Source organism: Caproicibacterium sp. BJN0003 (assembly GCF_026314295.1).
GTDB lineage: Bacteria > Bacillota > Clostridia > Oscillospirales > Acutalibacteraceae > Caproicibacterium.
This window is the reverse complement of sequence record NZ_CP111108.1, coordinates 2,101,588-2,122,094: the sequence shown is the minus strand read 5'-3', so window position 1 is coordinate 2,122,094 and position 20,507 is coordinate 2,101,588. Positions and strand designations below refer to the sequence as shown.

14 protein-coding genes are annotated in these 20,507 nt (G+C 40.7%); 4 read left to right on the top strand and 10 right to left on the bottom strand.

Translation table 11 applies throughout. The features are described from left to right. Positions 1-77: 77 nt before the first annotated feature. Entirely contained in the window at positions 78-1,931 is a 1,854-nt protein-coding gene (gene ggt / locus OP489_RS10620; protein ID WP_266161951.1) for a gamma-glutamyltransferase, read from the top strand. 57 nt (positions 1,932-1,988) lie between these two features. On the opposite strand, the gene OP489_RS10615 is transcribed toward ggt, so the two are convergent. Next, the gene (locus OP489_RS10615; protein ID WP_266161950.1) at positions 1,989-2,867 is read right to left on the bottom strand and encodes a LysR family transcriptional regulator; all 879 of its coding nucleotides are present in this window, start codon (positions 2,865-2,867) and stop codon (positions 1,989-1,991) included. A gap of 136 nt (positions 2,868-3,003) precedes the next feature. Between OP489_RS10615 and OP489_RS10610 the strand changes: the two genes are divergently transcribed. Further along, entirely contained in the window at positions 3,004-4,053 is a 1,050-nt protein-coding gene (locus tag OP489_RS10610; RefSeq protein WP_416232450.1) for a YeiH family protein, read from the top strand. A gap of 125 nt (positions 4,054-4,178) precedes the next feature. Here the strand turns inward: OP489_RS10610 and nspC are convergent, their stop codons facing one another. The 7 genes from nspC to OP489_RS10575 form a co-directional block, all read right to left on the bottom strand. Then, positions 4,179-5,306, bottom strand: a complete 1,128-nt coding sequence (gene nspC / locus OP489_RS10605) for a carboxynorspermidine decarboxylase (RefSeq protein WP_266161949.1) — start codon at positions 5,304-5,306, stop codon at positions 4,179-4,181. A 3-nt stretch (positions 5,307-5,309) separates the two neighbouring features. Next, positions 5,310-6,512: a saccharopine dehydrogenase family protein gene (locus tag OP489_RS10600; RefSeq protein ID WP_266161948.1), complete on the bottom strand. Its 1,203-nt coding sequence runs from the start codon at positions 6,510-6,512 to the stop codon at positions 5,310-5,312. Between the two features lie 35 nt (positions 6,513-6,547). Continuing rightward, positions 6,548-7,399 carry an agmatinase gene (gene speB, locus OP489_RS10595; RefSeq protein WP_266161947.1) on the bottom strand — a complete coding sequence of 284 codons (852 nt, stop codon included), beginning with the start codon at positions 7,397-7,399 and terminating at the stop codon, positions 6,548-6,550. Further along, a complete protein-coding gene (speE, locus tag OP489_RS10590; protein WP_266161945.1) occupies positions 7,389-8,240 on the bottom strand; it encodes a polyamine aminopropyltransferase in 852 nt (283 codons plus the stop codon). The genes speB and speE overlap by 11 nt, the downstream gene beginning before the upstream one ends. A gap of 20 nt (positions 8,241-8,260) precedes the next feature. Beyond that, positions 8,261-9,706 carry an aminotransferase class I/II-fold pyridoxal phosphate-dependent enzyme gene (locus tag OP489_RS10585; RefSeq protein WP_266161944.1) on the bottom strand — a complete coding sequence of 482 codons (1,446 nt, stop codon included), beginning with the start codon at positions 9,704-9,706 and terminating at the stop codon, positions 8,261-8,263. A 13-nt stretch (positions 9,707-9,719) separates the two neighbouring features. Next, complete coding sequence (gene speD, locus OP489_RS10580) at positions 9,720-10,478, bottom strand: adenosylmethionine decarboxylase (protein ID WP_266161943.1); 759 nt, start codon at positions 10,476-10,478, stop codon at positions 9,720-9,722. 512 nt (positions 10,479-10,990) lie between these two features. Then, positions 10,991-15,679: an EAL domain-containing protein gene (locus OP489_RS10575; RefSeq protein WP_266161942.1), complete on the bottom strand. Its 4,689-nt coding sequence runs from the start codon at positions 15,677-15,679 to the stop codon at positions 10,991-10,993. 218 nt (positions 15,680-15,897) lie between these two features. On the opposite strand from OP489_RS10575, the gene nagA reads away from it, so the two are divergent. Continuing rightward, positions 15,898-17,043 carry an N-acetylglucosamine-6-phosphate deacetylase gene (gene nagA / locus OP489_RS10570; RefSeq protein WP_266161941.1) on the top strand — a complete coding sequence of 382 codons (1,146 nt, stop codon included), beginning with the start codon at positions 15,898-15,900 and terminating at the stop codon, positions 17,041-17,043. 62 nt (positions 17,044-17,105) lie between these two features. Here the strand turns inward: nagA and OP489_RS10565 are convergent, their stop codons facing one another. Together OP489_RS10565 and serC are read right to left on the bottom strand one after the other, a co-directional pair. Beyond that, positions 17,106-18,272: a phosphoglycerate dehydrogenase gene (locus OP489_RS10565; protein ID WP_266161939.1), complete on the bottom strand. Its 1,167-nt coding sequence runs from the start codon at positions 18,270-18,272 to the stop codon at positions 17,106-17,108. Between the two features lie 85 nt (positions 18,273-18,357). Further along, positions 18,358-19,443 (bottom strand): 3-phosphoserine/phosphohydroxythreonine transaminase, encoded by a 1,086-nt coding sequence (gene serC / locus OP489_RS10560; RefSeq protein ID WP_266161938.1) that lies wholly within the window; start codon positions 19,441-19,443, stop codon positions 18,358-18,360. 213 nt (positions 19,444-19,656) lie between these two features. Here serC and OP489_RS10555 point away from each other — a divergent pair, with 213 nt between their 5' ends. After that, a complete protein-coding gene (locus tag OP489_RS10555; protein ID WP_266161937.1) occupies positions 19,657-20,436 on the top strand; it encodes a YdcF family protein in 780 nt (259 codons plus the stop codon). Positions 20,437-20,507 lie beyond the last annotated feature (71 nt).

Sequence of the window (20,507 nt, the reverse complement as noted above, 5' to 3'; positions counted from 1 at the left end):
AAAAAATTATAAAATTTTACGCAATGTTTTTATATTTTGGCTTCCAAAGTTTTGCGGAGCGTTCATCAGGAGGAAAGATGGGAAAATTACGAAAAGCAATCGCTTTGCTTCTGGCAGTGGGAATCACTGTATCAGTAGCGGGCTGCGGCACCGGAACGTCGTCATCTTCGGTTTCGTCAGCTTCTGTTTCTGATACAACAAACGATAATCATACATTGTATAATTCTTTGGATAATTTTCAGCTGTATGATGAAAACGGAACGCTTTTGAGAAGCGGAAGAAACGCTGAAAGTGAAGATAAAACAATGGTTTCCACAGGGAAATATGAGGCGACAAAAATCGGTCTGCAGATTCTCGAAAATGGTGGAAATGCGATCGATGCCGCAGCAGCGATCGGGTTTGCATTGGGGCTGGTAGAGCCTAACGCTTCCGGATTAGGCGGCGGCGGATTTATGACAATTCATCTGGCAAACGGGACAAATCGTTTTATTGATTTTGAAAGCTGTGCTCCGGCTGCAGCTACTTCTTCTATGTGGACCTTTGATGAAGAATCCAAACAGGCAAATCAGTCTTCACAAAATACGCATCAGGAAAAGAATGTTCAGAATCTGGCAAATCATATTGGTGCTAAGGCGGTAGGGGTTCCCGGAGAAGTCGCTGGAATGCTTTATGCATTGCAAAAATATGGAACCCAAAGCTCTAAAGCCATTTTAGATCCGGTGATTCAACTTGCAAATACAGGATTTACGGTCACGCCGACTTTTACACAGGAACTTTCTGACAGTAAAGTAAGAATGGACGGATATCCCGAATTTGGGAAGCTGTTTCTTCGCTCGGATGGGTCTGCCTATGAGACCGGTGATATTTTTACAAATCAAGACTATGCCGATACACTTGGTTTGATCGAAAAGAATGGAGTAAAAGGTTTTTATGAGGGAGAAGTCGCAGAAAAGATCGTGAATATGGTCAACCTGTATGGTGGAAACCTAACTTTGGAAGATTTAAAAAATTACAAAGTAAAAGACACCACTCCATTGGTTAGTTCTTATCGTGGATACCAGATCCTTTCTGCTCCTTCTCCTTATACAGGAGGTGCCGCTCTTACACAAACATTAAAGGTTTTAGAGAATTTTAATCTTTCTCAAATTGGCGAAGAAAGTCCGGAGGAGCTGTCACTATTTTCAAAAACATTTCAGGTGGTAAATCTGGATTTACAAAAATATCTGCAATCTTCAAGTAAGACTTCTTCTTCAAGCTTTCAAAATATTTTGAGCTCCAATCACGCACAAGATCTGGCATACTGGATGACCCAAAATCCAAATGTTCAGGTTACTTTGCCGAAGTCTTCCGTTCAGGTAATTGAGACGGAAAGCGATACGTCATGCTATTCTGTTACAGATAAAATGGGGAATGTTGTTACGGTGACGCAGACTGTGAATGATTCATTTGGATCTAGCATCTGCGCAGATGGATATGGATTTATGCTCAACAGCGTGATGGGGGATTTTTCTACGGATAGTACAAGTTTAAATTGCGTATCCAGCAGTAAACGTCCGCTTTCGACGATGAGCCCAACCATTGTGTTGAACCAAGATGGAACCCCACTTCTATCCTTCGGAATTGCAGATCGGACGCAGATACCGTCTTTGGCGGCACAGATTCTGACGAAAGTGATCGATCACCAAAAAGGGTTGCAGGAAGCTGTGAATTCTCCCAGGATAGATCCTTCTGCAATTGGAGAGAGTAAAATTACTTATGAAGATCGTTTTTCGGATGATGTGGTACAGACATTGTCGGCTCTTGGCTATCAGATGACAAAATCGGACTCTTGGGATAAAGCTACCGGCGAGTTCCAGGGAATCCTTTTTAGGCTCGACGGCGTTTTAGAGGGAGCAGCGGATCCCAGATGGGACGGAAAAGCCCTTGGATAATTAAAAAAGAGGCCTCCTGCGATAAAAAGCAGGAGGTTTTTTTGAATGATCAATAATTTATTCTTTTGAGAAATCTTGGCATAAAGCTTTATATTCTTTCGAGTATTGACTTCCCCGTTTCCAAACAAGAGAGAGTTCATGCTGTACGGGAAGGCCTCTGAGCGGAATGGAACGTAAAATATCTTGCTGAATTCTTTTTTGAGCTGCCATTTGATACATAAAGCTAATGCCGGCGTCTTGTTCCAACAATTTCAGAATGACATGCATGCTGTCTATCTGTACAATGTTATGGAAATTTTCAATCCTCATATTTTGAAAATATAAGAACTGTTTTAATATTTCTCTAGTCCCAGAGCCTGGCTCTCGCAGCAGTAGAGTTTCATCGGTCAAATCATAGACGGTTTTGATTTTATGGTGAAATAAATGATTTTTGGAGCAGACCGCCAGAAAGTTTTCAGTGCGAAAGGGTGCAAAATCATATTGATTTAAATCAAAAAATCCTTCTACAAATGCACATGGAAGAGATCCTTCATCGATTTGGTGCAATAGATTTTCTGTATTGTCAACGATAAAGTGCAGCTCAATTTCAGGATGTGCTTTTATATAGCTTGAGAGTTTTGTTTCAAGACTAAATTCTCCAATCGTTCGGGTCGCACCTAGTTTAAAAACTTGTTTTCCTGTTTCAAAAAAAGCAAGTTTTCCATGCAGTACATTTTCATCGTTTTGCATTTTAATCACAGTATCGCGAAGGAATTTGCCTGCAGGAGTAAGGTGAATTCGTTTTCCTTCATGTATAAATAACTTTGTTCCATATTCTTCTTCTAAAAGCCTGATATGCTGTGATACTGCTGGCTGTGTAATATGAAGATCTTCTGCAGCACGCGTAAAATTCATTTTTTTGCAGACTGCTAGGAATGTAGTGAGTCGGTATTCCATCTATCAATGACCTCCCTTAACGATAAGTATAGATTATTATATCATAATAAATCATAATTGGAAATTATAAAAATGCAGTGATATAATAAACGCATTCAATCATTTTAGATAAAAATGATAAAAGGGAGTTTTAGATGTGAATTTTATGAGGAAAAATGGATTGGGAATTTTATTGTCTTTGGCAATTGCGATCCCGTCTTGGTTTTTAGGAAAAGTGTTTCCAATTATAGGGGGAGCTGTCATTGCCATTTTAGCGGGCATGATTATTACACTGCTGATTCGGGATAAATCCAGATTCGATAGTGGGATTAAATTTATTTCAAAAAAAGTTTTGCAGTGGGCCGTTATATTACTTGGATTTGGGCTCAATTTAAACGTAGTGGTAACGACTGGAAAACAATCTCTTCCGATTATTTTATGTACGATTTCGACCTCATTGATCATAGCTTATGTGATGCATAAAGTTTTGCATACCCCATCAAAAACTTCTACTTTAATTGGAGTAGGGTCTTCTATTTGTGGAGGTTCTGCGATTGCGGCAACGGCGCCTGTCATTGGTGCAGATGATGACGAAGTTGCGCAGTCCATTTCTGTAATCTTCTTCTTTAATGTGTTAGCTGCAATCTTTTTCCCGATGCTTGGACAAGTCATGGGGTTTAGTACATCCAGCGGAGAAGCTTTTGGAATTTTTGCAGGGACGGCCGTCAATGATACTTCTTCCGTTACGGCTGCGGCATCTACTTGGGATAGCATGTGGGGCCTTGGTTCTGCAACTTTGGATAAAGCGGTTACAGTCAAATTAACCCGTACCTTGGCGATCATTCCGATCACACTCGTCTTAGCTTTTATAGAATCCCGAAAAGCTAAAATGGCCATTCATACGGATGGAACTTCGAAGTCTGTGTTTCACCTAAAAGATATTTTTCCATTTTTTATTTTGTATTTTATTGCCGCTTCTGTGATCACAACGGTTGCTTTAAACTTTGGAATTCCCGCAAGCAGCTTTATGCCGATGAAAGAATTGAGTAAATTTTTTATTGTTTTGGCGATGGCAGCAATCGGACTCAATTCGAATATTGTTAAGTTGATCAAAACCGGCGGGAAACCTCTTTTGATGGGACTATGCTGCTGGATTGGAATTACCGGAGTTAGCCTTCTTATGCAGCATGTCATGCATTTATGGTAAAAGAAAGTTTCTTATACTACTATATTGTTCTCATTAATTCAAAAAAAGAGTGGCACATTCGGCAAAAATGATAGCCGAATGTGCCATTCCTTTTTATCATCAGTAAAGTTTAATTTTTCTGATTTTTAACTAAGACGCATTTTAAAGTCCTCATATCCAAATTTGTGTAAAATTCTGTAGTTTCCATTCTTTTCTTTTACCACAATCGCAGGCAGAGGCATTCCATTGAAGGTATTATTTTTGACCATAGAGTAAATTGCCATATCCTCAAAAGCCAGTCGGTCACCGGGTTTTAAAGGAGAAGAAAAACTGTAATCTCCAATGATGTCCCCGGAAAGACAGGTGGGGCCACCCAGCCGATAGGTGATGGCTTTTTCACCCGGTAGTCCCGCATTCATCAGCGGCGGCCGATAAGGCATTTCCAAAACATCCGGCATATGACATGCAGCTGAAGTATCTAAAATTGCGATCGGCATGCCGTTTTGAAGTGTATCCAACACAGAAGTTACCAGAAAACCGGCATTTAAAGCCACTGCTTCTCCGGGTTCCAAATAAATTTCCAGGTGATAAGTATCCTTTAAATGGTGGATACAACGCTCCAAACGAGGAATATCATAGCCGGGGCGGGTGATGTGATGGCCGCCGCCTAAATTGAGCCACTTAATCTGGGAAAACCATGGAGAAAACTGCTGTTCTACCGCGGAAACGGTAGCCTCTAAAGCATCAGAATTCTGTTCACAAAGGGTATGAAAATGAAATCCGGAAACATGCTCTAAAAGATCCTCCCGAAAATTCTGGAGTGTAATTCCAAGACGAGAATTTTTGGCGCAGGGATCATAGATTTCATGCCCTTTTTGGGTGGAATACTGAGGATTTAGACGCAGCCCGATCTCTTTTCCGGCAGCAAATGCACGGCCTCCAAATCGTTCAAGCTGTGAAAACGAGTTAAAAACAATATGGTCGCAGTCATTTAATAATTCTGGGAATTCCTCTTCTCGATAGGCAGGAGAAAAGACGTGATTCTCTTTCCCAAATTCTTCTTTTCCAAGGCGTACTTCATAAAGACCGCTAGAGCTGGTTCCCGATAGATACTGGCGGCAAAGCGGATAAAGCGCATAGCAGGAAAATGCTTTTTGTGCTAAGAGAATTTTACAGCCGGTGCGGTCTATTACCCCTTTTAAAATCTTGAGATTCTGCTCCAGAAGTGTTTCGTCAATTACATAACAGGGAGTAGGCAATTCGGAAAAATTCATAGCTTACTCCACCAAGTCGGGGTGAAAACTTTCCTGCCATGGAAGTCCCCAGCGGTTTAAAGCATCCATGAAAGGATCCGGGTCAAATTCTTCAATATTGTGAACGCCGGGCTTTTTCCAGGTTTCGGTTAAAAGCATCATGCCGCCGATCATGGCAGGAACTCCGGTCGTATAGGCAACCGCTTGAGAACCAACTTCGCGATAGCATTCCTGATGGTCAGAGACATTATAAAGATAATAATTTTTATCTTTTCCATTTTTCTTTCCGCGGAAAATACAACCAATATTTGTTTTTCCTTTGGTACGCGGCCCCAGAGAAGAGGGATCCGGCAGAACAGCTTTTAGGAACTGAAGTGGAACGATCTCTTTGCCCTCGAAATTGATTGGCTTGATAGAGGTCATACCGACGTCTTCCAGACATTTTAAATGAGTCAAATAACTTTGCCCAAAGGTCATGAAAAAGCGAATCCGATGAATTCCAGGCATGTTAAGCGCTAAGGATTCCAATTCCTCGTGATGCAGAAGATACATATCTTTAGGGCCAATTTGTGGAAAATCATAAACACGCTTGATTTCCATCGGCTCTGTTTCTATCCAATGGCCATTTTCCCAGTAGCTGCCCTTTGCGGAGACTTCACGGATATTGATTTCGGGGTTGAAGTTGGTTGCAAACGGATAGCCGTGGTCACCGGCATTGCAGTCCAAAATATCAATATAGTTGATTTCATCAAACTGATGTTTTAGCGCATAGGCGGAAAAAACGCCGGTGACGCCGGGGTCAAATCCGCTGCCCAAAAGAGCAGTGATGCCTGCTTCTTCAAATTTTTTACGGTAGGCCCATTGCCAGCTATATTCGAATTTAGCGGTATCTTCGGGCTCATAGTTAGCAGTATCCATATAATTGGTCTTGGTGGCAAGACAGGCATCCATAATTTTTAAATCTTGATAGGGTAACGCTAGGTTCATCACAACTCCCGGCTGTACTTTCTTAATGAGTGCAACCAGTGCGTCGACGTCATTAGCGTCTACCTGTGCAGTCGTAATCTTTGTCTTTGTGGTATTTTGAAGTTTTTCTTTCAATGTATCGCATTTTGACTTTGTACGGCTTGCAATGCAGATTTCTTCAAATACATCGCTGTTTTGGCAGCATTTATGGATTGCAACACTTGCAACACCTCCGCAGCCGATAATTAAAGCTTTTTTCATTTTACCCTCCTAAAATTTATAAAAATAATTTATGCTCAAGAGAGAGCCAACAATAGCTCACGTACAATTTTGCAGGCAAGCGCAGTAGAAGCACCGCTTTGGTCCAGACTTGGACAAAGCTCATTTACATCACAGGCGACGACATTAGCATCTTGTCCAATTTCTTCGATAGCATGAAGCAATTCAGGGAAAAAGATTCCCCCGGCTTCCGGGGTTCCTGTTCCCGGGAAGCAAGCCGGATCAAGAACGTCTAAATCCAGAGTAAAGTAAATAGGACGCCCCTTTAGTTGCTGGAGCGTTTCCTTAAGGCCATCTAAGTTAAACTTATGGGTTTCTACATGAGAAGCGCCCCATAAAAATTCGCTGCGGTCGCCGGAACGAATCCCAAACTGAAAAATACGATTGTTCCCTAAGATTTCCCAACACCGGCGCAAAACACAGGCGTGAGAAAGTTTAGAACCTAGATAATCATCCCGCAGATCTGTGTGTGCATCGAAGTGCACCATACAAACGTCAGGATATTTTTGTGCTACGGCGCGTATAGCACCAAGCGTCACCAGATGTTCTCCACCCAGCAAAAAGGGAAGTTTTCCGTCTTCCAAAATAATTTTGGCGCGGTTTTCGATTCCTCCAAGGGCAAGCTCGGGATCACCAAAGCAGAGTTCCAGGTCACCGCTGTCAAATACGGAACAGTCAAGCAGATCTTTTTCTTGATAAGGACTGTATGTTTCAAGCCCGAAGGATTCGTGTCGGATTGCACTGCTGCCGAAGCGTGCACCCGGACGAAAAGAAGTGGTGGAATCAAATGGCGCTCCATAGAGCACAACTTTGGCATTTTTATAAGGACTGTCGCATGCCAGAAACGTTTCTACATTTTTATTCAACATCGTGTAAAAGCTCCTCTACATAAGTGGGCAGGGCGAAAGCACCTGCATGTAGTTTTGTATTGTAATAGCGAGTAGGAATTCCAAGAAGATTCCATGCAGCTGCATTCAGATCGTGTACGGGGTGATATTTTTTAGAGGCAAACCCAAACAGCCAGTAACCGGAAGGGTAAGTAGGAATTTGTGCCTGGTAGATTCGGCTGATGGGAAAACTCTCGACAATTCGCTTATGTGCACGCTGCATAGCAGCAGCATCACCATCATAAAAAGGACTTTCATGCTGATTGACGAGAATTCCATCTTCATGAAGTGCTTTATAGCAGTTGCCATAAAATTCTCTCGTAAAAAGTCCTTCTCCCGGACCAAAAGGATCAGTGGAATCTACAATAATCAAATCGTATTGATCATTGCAGGAGCGGATAAATTTGAGCCCGTCTTCATAGAAAATATGAACCCGCGGGTCAGAAAGACGGCACGCGGTCTGCGGAAGATATTTTTTGCAGACTTCTACAACCAATTCATCGATTTCCACAAGATCGATTGATTTAATGTCCGGATAGCGGGTCAATTCCCGTACCACTCCGCCGTCACCTCCGCCGATCACCAGAACATTTTTTACATGAGGATGAACTGCCATCGGTACGTGGGTAATCATTTCGTGGTAGATAAATTCGTCTTTTTCGGTCAGCATCATATAACCGTCCAACGTTAAAAAGCGGCCGAATTCTTTAGAATCAAACACATCGATCCTCTGAAAATCGCTTTGTCCACTAAAAAGCTGACGATCTACTTTGATCGAGAAATCAACAAATGGGGTATGCGCTTCAGTAAACCAAAGTTCCATTTTTGTCTCCTTTCGGTTGTCTATTCAATCACATTGAGGTGATCAACTTTTGGATCTTCCGGGCCGGTCATGGAACAGCCCTTTTCTTTGGCATAGCAAATATATTGCAGAATATCTTCAGTAATGCGCTCACCTGGCGCCAGAATCGGAATTCCGGGGGGATAGCACATGACAAACTCACTGCAGACTCGGCCTTTTGTTTCCATCAGAGGAAGAGAAATTTTATCCGCATAAAAGGCTTCCTGTGGAGAGAGGACGACCTGCGGGGGAAGATACTCCTGTGTTAACAATCCTGTTTTTTCCCGGCGATATCGACGAGCAATTTCGGAGAGTGCACTGACAAGACGTTCCAGATCCTGGACACGGTCCCCCATGGAGATATAGGCTAAGATATTTCCGAGATCTCCGAATTCTACCTGAATATCGTACTCATCCCGTAAAATATCATAAACTTCGATCCCGGCAAGACCAATTCCTAAAGTATAGATGGAAAGCTTTGTGGTATCAAAATCAAAAATACTGTCCCCGTTTATCAGTTCTTCAGAATAAGCATAATAGCCGCCGATGCGGTTGATTTCTTCTCGGCCATACTGGGCAAGATCCTGTACCTTTCGGAAGATTTCTCTTCCGGAAAGTGCCAGATTTCTTCTGGAAATATCAAGGCTGACCATCAGAAGATAGGAAGCACTTGTTGTCTGTGTGAGATTAATGATTTGGTTGACATAACCCGGACTGACATTTGGACCGATTAATAACAGAGAGCTCTGCGTTAGGCTGCCGCCGGATTTGTGCATGCTGACAGCTGCCATATCGGCACCAGCTTCCATGGCGGAGACAGGCATTCTGCGCCCAAAATAAAAATGAGTTCCATGAGCTTCATCAACCAGAACCATCATGCCGTGAGCATGCGCAAGTTTTACGATGGCGGTTAAATCAGAACAGATTCCATAGTAGGTTGGGTTATTGACAAACACCGCTTTTGCATCCGGATTTTCATGAATCGCTTTTTCTACCTGTTTAACTGACATCCCAAGAGCAATGCCAAGCTGATGATTCACTTCTGGGTTTACATAAATTGGAATAGCTCCACAAAGGACCAGTGCATTAATACTGCTGCGGTGAACATTGCGCGGCAAAATGATTTTATCTCCGCGCTTGCAGGCAGTCAGAATCATACTTTGGACGGCGCTCGTTGTACCGTTCACCAGAAAAAAGGCATGTGCCGCATGAAAAGCATCTGCGGCAAGAGCTTCCGCATCCCGAATTACCGAAACCGGGTGGCAAAGATTATCCAGCGGTTTCATGGAATTGACATCGATGCCAACACAGTCTTTTCCCAAAAAATTGAGGAGCTCCGGATTTCCACGGCCTCTTTTATGCCCGGGCACATCAAAGGGGACTACGCGCATTTTTTTAAAGCGCTGTAAAGCCTCATAAAGTGGGGCTTGGGTTTGATCAAGCTGCATTTTGGTTCCCCTTTCAGTAAATATTGCGCCCGCTGAAGATTTCGATCATTTCCCGACGAAGCCGACTCATGATGGAGAGGCGTTCTTTCGGAGGAAGTTCATAGACATCGGTGTTGAAAAGATAATTTTGCAGGTCGATGTCTTTAATTAGCATCTTTGTGTGAAAAAGATTTGCTTCATATACATTAATATCAATTGCATCATATCGCAGCAGGGTCTTTGGATCGATATAGTTTTGAATGGAAGTCATGGGGTGATCCATAAAGAGTTTTTTCCCGGTTACATCTCTTGTAAAACCGCGTACCCGGTAATCCATTGTGATAATATCGGAATCAAAAGAACCAATCAGATAATCCAAAGTAGAAAGCGGTGTAATCGTTCCACAGGTGGCAACATCAATATCAACTCGAAAAGTTGCAAGACAGGATTCCGGATGGTATTCGGGATAGGTATGGACAGTCACATGGCTTTTATCAAGGTGAGCAACAACGGTGTCACTCGCGGGAATCATGGTTTCTTCGGCAATCAGCAGGGTTACACTTGCTCCCTGTGGCTTATAATCCTGCTTGGACAGACTCAGTACATGTGCACCGATCATTTCTGTTAAATGCATTAAAATTTTTGTTAAGCGCTCTGAATTATATTGTTCATTAATATAAGAAATATAATCTTTTTGTTCTCTGGGGCTTTTCGCATAACAAACATCATAGATATTGAAGCTTAAAGATTTTGTAAGATTGTTAAATCCATATAAAGTGATTTTTTCAGCCATATCAATCCATCCTTTTTGCAAAATGTGGGAATACATAAAAAACCGCAGGTTTCGAGCACAGACGCGCTCAAAACTTGCGGTTCAATAAAAATCCAGTCTTAATGATATTAAGCAGGATTGCGGTCCTTTAAAGGGGACAAGCAACTGCTTTTTTAGAAAGAATGGAACCTTCAGAGTCTATATAGCAAATAGTTACTTTTACTACTCTTATTGATCGTTTCACAAGTTTTGATGTGTCGCTCACACATTTGGTTTTAAGGAACCAACTTATAAAATTTGCGCTCTTAACGCAATCAATAAGGCAACGAAAGTTGCCAATCGGCAATTTGACCCGGCTGTCCGTATGCCTACCTTTTCTAATGGAAAAGTGGTCAAAAACATTTGCGGGGAAAGACTCCGTGTAGAAATTCCACACACTTTCCATCCACTATTATAAGAATGAAAAGGGCACTTGTCAAGAACACTTTTTCTTTAGCGGAGTTATTTTTTTTACATAGAATTTTTCTTGACTTTTAAGAATATTTTTGTTCAAACAAATCAATAGGAATTGGCTTATTTAGTAGATACCCCTGTATTTTTTGGCAGCCAAGGCTTTTGAGAATTCGTGCCTGTTCTAAATGTTCAACTCCCTCAGCGACGCTGTCTATTTTAAGACTTTCGCAGAAGCTAATAATAAATTTAGTTAAAGACTGTGCAGATGGATTGTTACTGAGTGTATTAATAAAGCCGCGATCAAATTTGAGCTCGTCTAATTTTACCGTTGATAACATTGCAATACCGGAATATTTCGCTCCAAAATCGTCAAGCGCAATCCGAAATCCTTCTTTTTGCAAATTTTTACTGATTTCGGTGATTGTGCTGGAATTAATGTTCCCAAATGATTCTGTTATCTCAATCATAATTTGTTGTGGATTGACTCCATATTCTTTACAAATATTTTTAAGAGTAGGAATCAAATCCATCTGTAGCAGTGTGGTGCGCGAAAAATTGAGAGAAATTCCGATTAAACGGCGCCCTTTTTCTTTCCACTGTCTTAATGTTTCACAGACTGTACGAAATACATAAAAGTCAATGTAGTGAACTAAATGACTTTTTTCCAGAAGAGGAATAAATTTATTTGGGGGAATTACTCCAAATTTAGGGTGAATATAGCGAATCAACGCTTCGGCTCCGCAGATCATGCCATCAGAAAGGGTTGCCTGTGGCTGAAGAAAAACATGAAACATCTTTTTTTCAAGTGCTTTTTGAAGCCATTGATAAGCTAATGATGAATGGAACGTGGCTTTTTCTTCCGTTTGTACCGGATGATAAGGTTGGCTCTGTTTAGAAACGATTTGATCTTCTGCAGTTGAAACAAGATTTTCAATATGAATATTATAGCTTTCCCAAATAGATCCCATATTTACAAAGCAAGAAAAATTTTTTTGAAAAATGTTCTCAGCGCACGAAGAAATTTTGGTAAAACGATCATTGGAAATATCTTCATACAAGACTAAAAATTCATCCTTAGAAAGACGAAAAATTTTAGATTCTTTAAAGCATTCTGAGATTTTTTCAGAAACCTTTTTAACGAGACGATCGCCAAGAGAAATGCCGCATTGGATGTAATACTGTTTTAGATCTTTGATGATAATGCAGACAATTCCTACAGAAGAAAGAGTTTCTTGGTCAATGGATAAAAGATAGCGATAATAGTCATCCCAATTTGAAAATCCAGTAACCGCATCATGATACATAGCATAGTCACGATTCTTCTGAATACGGTTGCAAAAAAGCCGGTAGTTAAAAAATGAAATCAAAGATTGTACCAAGTTGAAGTTTAATAAATGAGCAGAAGGGTTTAAAATACAGAGATAAGAGATAATTTTTGATTGGTTCAGTCGAAAAGGAAGAATATAAATAAAATGGATTCCTAATTGATGAAAAGAAGCATAGCATTCTGGAGATTGTGCGTAAAGCCTTGTCAGATCATTCATACAGTAAGAAACTGATTTTTCCAGTCCAGAGAGCCATTTGATCAAACTTGTAGTTTGTTGAGGAGAAAAGATATTGGAATAAGAAGACTGATCATTGGGGAACCATTCAATAAAGTTAGAAATCTGAAAATTTTCTTCAGAAATTTCCAGATAACAGGTATGCATTGCGCAGTAATAGGTTGCAAGGTCTTTTAAAACCGTACGAATTGCTTTAGAAAGAGGTTCAATTTCTTGAAATTCTTTTGCAATTTTGAAAATAGTATTTTGTCCGGGATTAAAATCGGATAAAATCTGAAAATCATTTTTGCGTGCACTCATCAGACATAGATAAGCTGTTTGACCATTCCATGTAATTGGTTTAAAGTGAATATAAAACTGTCGCTGAATTTTTCCAATTAGACATTTTGTAATAGCGTTTTGATCCTCTTTTTTTTCTTGTAGCAGACAAGGAGTACATGGATTTTTGCGGCCATGAAAAAATTCGTAACAGGTACAATGGGAAAAATTAAGAGATTGTTTATTAAAAAGAGATTTTGCTTTTGTGTTGAGAAAAAGAATTTGGTAGGATTCAGGATTAATAATAATTGCAGGAAGCCCCATATCTTCAACAATAGCTTCATGCAGTGGATTTTCTCGTCCATAAGAAGACAAATCTTTTTTCATCGAATCTTGGGGAGTATATAGGTGGTATCCGTTTTTTCCATTGCGTTTTGCATGATACATTGCAATATCTGCATGCTCAAATAGTGTTTCAAAATTTACTTCTTGAGACATAGAGATTGCAATTCCAACAGAACACGAAATATAAAGATGCTTTTTTTTGCTTTTGCCTTCGGGCGCTTTGTTCAATAGTCTGCAGAAGAGTTCTGCTTTTTTGCAGACTGTTTGGGTAGAATCGATCTCCCGAAAAAAGATGATAAATTCGTCTCCGCCAAATCTCCCTAAAATTGTTTGTGGTTCAAAATTGGAGCGGATGGAGCGCGAAATTTCTGTTAAAACCTTATCTCCATAAAGGTGGCCTAATGTATCATTAATATTTTTAAAATTATCCAGATCTATCATCATCAGGGCGCAGAGACGATTGTGGTGCTTTGAGTTGAGGGATTCTTCAATTAGAGCAATGGCTGTATCTTTTAAATAGAATCCAGTCATCACATCGTGTTCTGCACGCTCACGAAGTGCAAGTTCTGCTTTTTTATTTTCATCAATATTTTCAACATAAAAAAATCCCAAAAGATCATTTGAATGCTCATTTTTTGCTAAATTGATTGTGATTTTTGCCCAAATAATTTTTCCATCGGAATTTACACGCTGGTATTCGCAAGAAACGGCGGTTGCTCCGGTGCTGAAAAGTTTTCGAAGGGATTCTTGGCTGAAAGTTTGAGAAATTTGTTGGCGTCCGTCTGAGGTCAAGGCACGAGAGGCACTATCTGCAATTAGCTCGTCGTAAGTCTTGGCATGGCTCAGTTCATTGATCATGGTGTCTTCAACCTGATAGTTGGTGACCTGATTTTGAGTCAAATTGATTCGGTAAGAGACAAATCGATTACGGTTAATCATACCACGATAAATTTCTTCCCGGTGGTATTGCTGTAAGGTATCCATTTGGTCAGACACGTTTTCTGAAATAGCAATCGCATGAACCGGCTTCCCAGAATCATCAAAAATATTGGTATATGTAACTTTTTTCCATTGATAAGTTCCGTTTTCTTCAAGAGTGCGGTAAGTAGCTGTGACTGTTTTTTTACCGGAATGAACGTCATGATAGAGCCGTCGCACAGTTTTAATACTATCCGGATGAATATAGCCGTTTTTGATTTGCTGTTCGGGAACATTTTCAATCTTTTTCGGATGTGATTGCCCAGAAATGGACAGGTCAATCAGCATAATGGACTTGCTTGCAAGATCGTAATCCCAAATTGTGGCATCGATCTGATTTAAAGCAATACGAAGCTGCTCTTCGCTGATTTTTAATTGATTTTCTGCTAATTTCTGCTTTGTGATATCATATTCAATGCAGCTAATAATATTTTCTCCTTTGCTTAGAGAGATCCCGCAGCTGCAGAAAAGCCAGAGAATTTTTTCATCTCTTGTGATAATCCGAAGAGAAAAGGTTGCACAAGGATGCTTCACTGGATCCAAATCCGTGATGATGGACTCAACTTTTTTTAGGTCGTTTGGCTCAATAAATCCAGAAATTTCATTATGATATTCGGATTTTGCCTGTCCTCTGGTACAATTTCGAAGTGTAAAAAACTGATCATTCGCGTAAATCAGCCGAAAAGGCATTTTTGCTTTAAATTGAAAATAAGAGCTAGGGCAAACTGAAAGAATAGCGTTGGCTTTAAAGAGATCATCTGTCATATTTAATTTATTTAAAATGATTTTAGACAAATACGAAAAATTCGAAAACAGATGCGAGCCTTCATGAAGGTTCTTAGGATTTATCACACAAAGGAAGCCATAGTTTTGGTTATCCAAAATAAAGAATGCGAAAACTAAGCTGTGAACGTGCCATTTTTTAAGAGCAGCAATTTCGCTTGGCAAAAGATTGTTCATAGAGTCAATATTTGAAATTGCGAATACTTGTTTTTGACACAAAATAATTTTTTGGTATGTTTTTAGGGAAAAAATGTGATGAATATGATTTTCCCGCAGTTCCTCTTTTCCCCAAAGGTAAGACTGTAAAACATTGCCTGTCTTTTTATCAATTTCGCCAGTAAAACTAAAATCAGCTTTATAGTAGCGTTTCAGTGCTTTTAAAAGCTGTTGGATTGTAGAAGTAGAATCGATATCTTTCTGCTTGTTCACATGGTCAATGTATGATATAATCTCATTTTTGGAATTTGTTTGTGTATCAAGCACAGTTTCTAAGGAGTTTGACTTTGAAAGGCTCAAGGTTATCATCAGACGATAAGGCTTTCCTTTAAAGGATACAATCTGGTCTTGCATCAAAAAGTGGTGACCAAGGTATTCATTATCATATTTCCAGACAGAAAAAGGTTCATTTTCTGAGTGCATATGCGCACAGAGAGTGCAGGGACTTGTGCGTCCCGCAAAGACCTCATAGCATTTTTTGAGATGATATTCTTTCTCTGAGACATGGAAAATTTTGCAACTGTAAGAATTCATAAATTCAATTTCAAAAGTGTCTGGGTCACAGAGGTAAATAATTTCATCTAATTCATTTAATATCCGCAGTGAGGAATCAGATATTTCTTTCATATGACTGGTTACCCCTTTTCGATCAAACTCCACAACCTTTACTTAATTTCATTATAGCTCCGAGGTAGAGAGAAATCAATTTAGAAAACATAAAATACATTATACCACCAATTTTGGTATCATGTAAAAGCAAAAGGAAAGATGGAACTTTTGTACTAAAAAATTCAAAAAAGTAATTTTTATGATAAAATAGAAGAAAAAAGAAAGGGTACAGGAAAATGGTCTTAAAAAATGGGGAGTTCTTTGCAGAAGATTTTTCAATTGTGAAAGGGGATATCGAGTTTCAAAATGGAATGATCACAAACATTGGAAAGTCGTTGGAAGGAGAGCAGATAGACTGCAGTGGTTGCTTGATTGCCCCTGGATTTATTGATCTGCATGTTCACGGCTGCGGCGGTTATGATGTGTGTGATAAGGATTCTCAGAGTGTAACAAAAATGGCACATTGGCTGGCTCAGCATGGGATTGTTGCTTTTTGTCCTGCTACCATGACGATGTCGCATTCATCGATTTTAAATGCTTTGCAGAAAATTAAAAGAGCAATGGATTTGCCGCAGAAAGATAGTGCCCAAATTTTGGGCGCCTATTTGGAAGGACCCTTTATTAGCCCCAAGAAAAAAGGGATGCAGCAAGAAGAAAATATTAAGAGACCAGACTTTTCGCTTTTTAGAGAATACTGGGAGTCTTCCGGCCACTCGATTCGAATTGCTTGTCTTGCGCCGGAAGAGCCGGGTGCCGAACAGTTTGCTGCTTTTGCACAAAATTTTTGTTCACTCAGTATTGCACATTCGGCGGCAAATTATGAACAGGCGCAAGAAGCGTTCTCATGGGGGATTCATCATGTGACACACCTTTTTAATGGAATGAATGAATTCCATCACAGGGCGCCCGGAGTGGTCGGTGCGGTGTGGGACACTCCCAACATTACAGCGGAATTGATTTGTGATGGCATTCACATTCATCCTTCTGCATTACGAGCGGCATTTCGCCTTTTCGGAAAAGAGCAAATCTGTGTGGTCAGCGACGGTATGTGTGCAGCGGGTATGCCCGATGGAATTTATGAATTCGGCGGGCAGCAGGTGATCGTAAAAGAACATAAAGCGGTGCTTTTGGATGGAACTTTAGCAGGTTCCGTTACAAATTTATTGGAAGAAGTGCAGAATCTAATTCGGTTTGGAATTCCGCTTTCTCGGATTATTCGAAGTGTGACACTTAATCCGGCTTCTGTACTTGGAGAAGATCAGACACGCGGCAGTATTCAAATTGGAAAACGTGCTGATTTTACGATTCTGAAGAAGGCGGGATTTTCACTTGCGTACACCATTTGTAATGGGAATATTGTAGCCCATTCCTTTCATACATAAAAAATCCGCAGAATTTTCTGTAGAGAAGATTCTGCGGATTCAAAAAATAATTTTTTTAATTTTTATTTAATTACCCGTGCGCGAATGACTTCATCCAAAGACTGTAGTTTTTGTGCAGCTTCATTAGCAATATCACCGGTAACATCGACAATCGTGTAAGCATATTCTTTTCTGGATTTGGACTGCATGTTCTCAATATTAATTCCCATATCGGCCAAAATCCCGGAAAAACGGCTGATCGTATTTGGCATATTGCGGTGCAGAACGCAAATGCGCTGTGTGCTCTTATCCCGTGCCATGGAAACCATCGGCATGTTGACACTGTTGCGGATATTTCCGTTTTCCAGATAATCACGGAGTTCGTTTGCTGCCATACGTGCGCAGTTGTCTTCGCTCTCTGGTGTGGAAGCTCCTAAGTGCGGAATTGCAATAATTCCATCGACACCAATCATCTCATCATTTGGAAAGTCTGTAGCATAAGAAGCAACTTTTCCGGATTTTATGCCTTCTAAAATAGAATCGGAATCAACAAGTCCGCCGCGGGCAAAGTTCAAAATCCGAACATGGTCTTTCATTTTGGAGATCGCTTCTTTGCAGATCATGCCTTTGGTGTCCGGCGTCTGAGGAACATGAATGGTAATATAATCACAATTTGCCCAGATGTCATCGAGGGTCTGTGCATGATGAATGGAGCGGGAAAGTCCCCATGCGGCATCTACCGAAAGATAAGGATCATAACCATAGACTTCCATCCCCAATGATTTGGCAGCGTTGGCAACAAGCACACCAATTGCACCGAGCCCAATCACTCCGAGCGCTTTCCCTTTAATTTCGGGGCCAACAAACTGGGACTTGCCTTTTTCAATTAACTTCGGGACTTCAGCACCCTTTCCTTTGAGCGTTTTGCACCATTCGGCGGCAGGAACAATCCGACGGGAAGAAAGAAGCAGTCCGCAGAGGACCAGCTCTTTTACTGCGTTAGCGTTTGCGCCAGGAGTATTGAAGACGACAATTCCTTTTTCACTGCATTTATCGAGTGGAATATTATTGACGCCGGCTCCTGCACGGGCAATTGCCAAAAGTTTTTGGGGCAGTTCCATTTCCAGCATATTAGCGGAACGAACCATAATAGCGTCCGGGTTCTGAACTTCTTCGCCGACGGTATAGTTGTCGGTAAAGCGTTCAGTTCCGGCTTTCGAAATTTTATTAAGATATTGAATCTGATACATAAGAAAATCACAGCTCCTGATTTTTTATTTCATTTAAGAAGGCGCCCTTTCTGAAACAGGAAGGCGCCTTCGTTGTTATTTGTAATTAGCCGTTTGCCTTTTCAAATTTTTTCATGAAATCGACCAGCGTCTCAACGCCTTCATAAGGCATTGCATTATAAATGGAAGCACGCATACCGCCAACTGTGCGGTGACCTTTGAGGTTAACCATACCAGCATCAGTTGCTTGAGCGACAAATTTAGCATTAAGATCGTCACTGCCCGTTACGAATGGAACATTCATCAGGCTGCGGTCTTCTGGAACAACAGTGCCGTGGAAAAGCTTGCTGCTGTCGAGAAAATCATAGAGCAGTTTTGCTTTCTTTTCGTTCAGAGCCTTCATGTTTTCAAGGCCGCCAATCGTATTTTTAATCCATTCAAGGACAAGTTCACAGATATAAATTGTGTAGCAGGGAGGAGTATTAAACATACTTCCGCCATCTACATGTGTCTTGTAATTAAGCATGGTTGGGGTCTTTTCCATCGCGTGTCCGACGAGGTCTTCGCGGACAATCACAATTGTAAGGCCTGCAGGAGCAAGATTCTTCTGTGCGCCCGCAAAAACCAGACCGAATTTGCTGATGTCAATCGGCTCACTGCAGATGCAGGAGGAGATATCGGCGACCAGCGGAACAGAACCGGTAGCAGGCAGTGTATGATATTTTGTACCGTAAATGGTGTTGTTCATGCAGATATAAAAATAATCCGCATCGGGGGTGAAAGTAGAAGGATCCAACTTCGGAATATAGGTGAAAGTTTTATCCTTGGAACTTGCAATCGCCTTTGCATCACCATAACGGGCAGCTTCTTTATAAGCTTTTGTAGCCCACTGGCCGGTCAGAACATAATCTGCTTTTCCAGAACCTGTCATCAGGTTAAAAGGAATCATAGCAAACTGTGTGGAACCGCCGCCCTGTAGGAACAGCACCTTATAATTGTCCGGAATATTCATGACTTCACGGAGGAGACTCTCCGCACTGTCGATGATGCTCTGGAAGATTTTAGATCGATGGGACATCTCCATCACTGACTGGCCACAGCCCTTGTAATCCATCATTTCATCGGCTGCACGGCGGAGAACTTCCTCAGGGAGCATGGAAGGACCAGCGGAAAAGTTATACACGCGTTTCATGTCTTTGTCTACCTCCAATGTGTCAAAATAAAGATTTTCGCACATAAATGCGATAAACTCAATTATACTGGTTTTGTCTATGAATAGCAAGTTGCTGCAGCGTATTTTTTTGAAGAAAAATGGGAGTACAGATGCTCTTTTTTATTATAATTGCTGTATTATACTAAATATTAAACAAAATAATAAACTTAAAAAGGAATTTATGTGAACCAAATGAAAAAGAATAAACTTGGACGAATTACTCGCTTGGGATTAGAAATCGTTTTTGCAGCGCTTGCAGTTTTGATGGTAATCCCGCTTTTCTTTCGCACATGGAATGCAGGAAGTCTGTTCTTCCTGACACTTGGAATTTTTGGACTAACAGTTTGTATTTTTTGGAAAAAAGTGCTTCGATTTGTCTGTGCCAAAAGAAAAAGACGTATCCTATTTTATGGATTGCTCGGGCTCTTTGCTACCGGAATCTGCTGGTGTATCGCACTAAGCTTTTTTATTAGCAGGGCAAAACCGGAGATCCCGGCGGAAAAAGAAAATTTACCGGTTCTGATTCTTGGCAGTAAAGTTGACGGGACAGAACCGAGCGCAGATTTGCAAAAGCGCATTGATACAGCGGCAGACTGGCTTTTATCTCATCCAAACTCGATTGCAGTTGCCTGCGGTGGGAAGGGAACTGGAGAAGAAGTTACGGAAGCCGAAGTGATCAGAGAGAAATTACTTAAAAAGGAAATAGAGCCGGATCGAATTCTTTTGGAAAATCGATCGGTTAATACGGAGCAGAATCTTTTTTATGCCCAAAAAGTACTTTTAGAAAACAATCTTCCTAATAAAGAAGTTTTGCTTCTTACCGATGATTATCATCTATATCGTGCACTTTTGATTGCAAAACAAAATGAGCTTACGGCATGGGGAATCAGCGTTTCTACTCCACCTTTGGTTTTTCCGGCACTCTTTGCAAGAGAACTATTTGCAGTGACAAAATATTTTATGCTTGGATAGTTTTAAGAATTTAAAAATAATTCTTGACACGACTGCTTTACAGTGCTAAACTGATGCCAATAAACCGATGA

Coding starts and splice junctions, on each gene's coding strand:
- nagA (WP_266161941.1), top strand. CDS start 15,898: ATGGTCTTAAAAAATGGGGAGTTCTTTGCAGAAGATTTTTCAATTGTG.
- OP489_RS10585 (WP_266161944.1), bottom strand. CDS start 9,706: ATGCAGCTTGATCAAACCCAAGCCCCACTTTATGAGGCTTTACAGCGC.
- OP489_RS10615 (WP_266161950.1), bottom strand. CDS start 2,867: ATGGAATACCGACTCACTACATTCCTAGCAGTCTGCAAAAAAATGAAT.
- OP489_RS10575 (WP_266161942.1), bottom strand. CDS start 15,679: ATGAAAGAAATATCTGATTCCTCACTGCGGATATTAAATGAATTAGAT.
- OP489_RS10600 (WP_266161948.1), bottom strand. CDS start 6,512: ATGAAAAAAGCTTTAATTATCGGCTGCGGAGGTGTTGCAAGTGTTGCA.
- speD (WP_266161943.1), bottom strand. CDS start 10,478: ATGGCTGAAAAAATCACTTTATATGGATTTAACAATCTTACAAAATCT.
- OP489_RS10555 (WP_266161937.1), top strand. CDS start 19,657: ATGAAAAAGAATAAACTTGGACGAATTACTCGCTTGGGATTAGAAATC.
- speB (WP_266161947.1), bottom strand. CDS start 7,399: ATGTTGAATAAAAATGTAGAAACGTTTCTGGCATGCGACAGTCCTTAT.
- speE (WP_266161945.1), bottom strand. CDS start 8,240: ATGGAACTTTGGTTTACTGAAGCGCATACCCCATTTGTTGATTTCTCG.
- nspC (WP_266161949.1), bottom strand. CDS start 5,306: ATGAATTTTTCCGAATTGCCTACTCCCTGTTATGTAATTGACGAAACA.
- ggt (WP_266161951.1), top strand. CDS start 78: ATGGGAAAATTACGAAAAGCAATCGCTTTGCTTCTGGCAGTGGGAATC.
- serC (WP_266161938.1), bottom strand. CDS start 19,443: ATGAAACGCGTGTATAACTTTTCCGCTGGTCCTTCCATGCTCCCTGAG.
- OP489_RS10565 (WP_266161939.1), bottom strand. CDS start 18,272: ATGTATCAGATTCAATATCTTAATAAAATTTCGAAAGCCGGAACTGAA.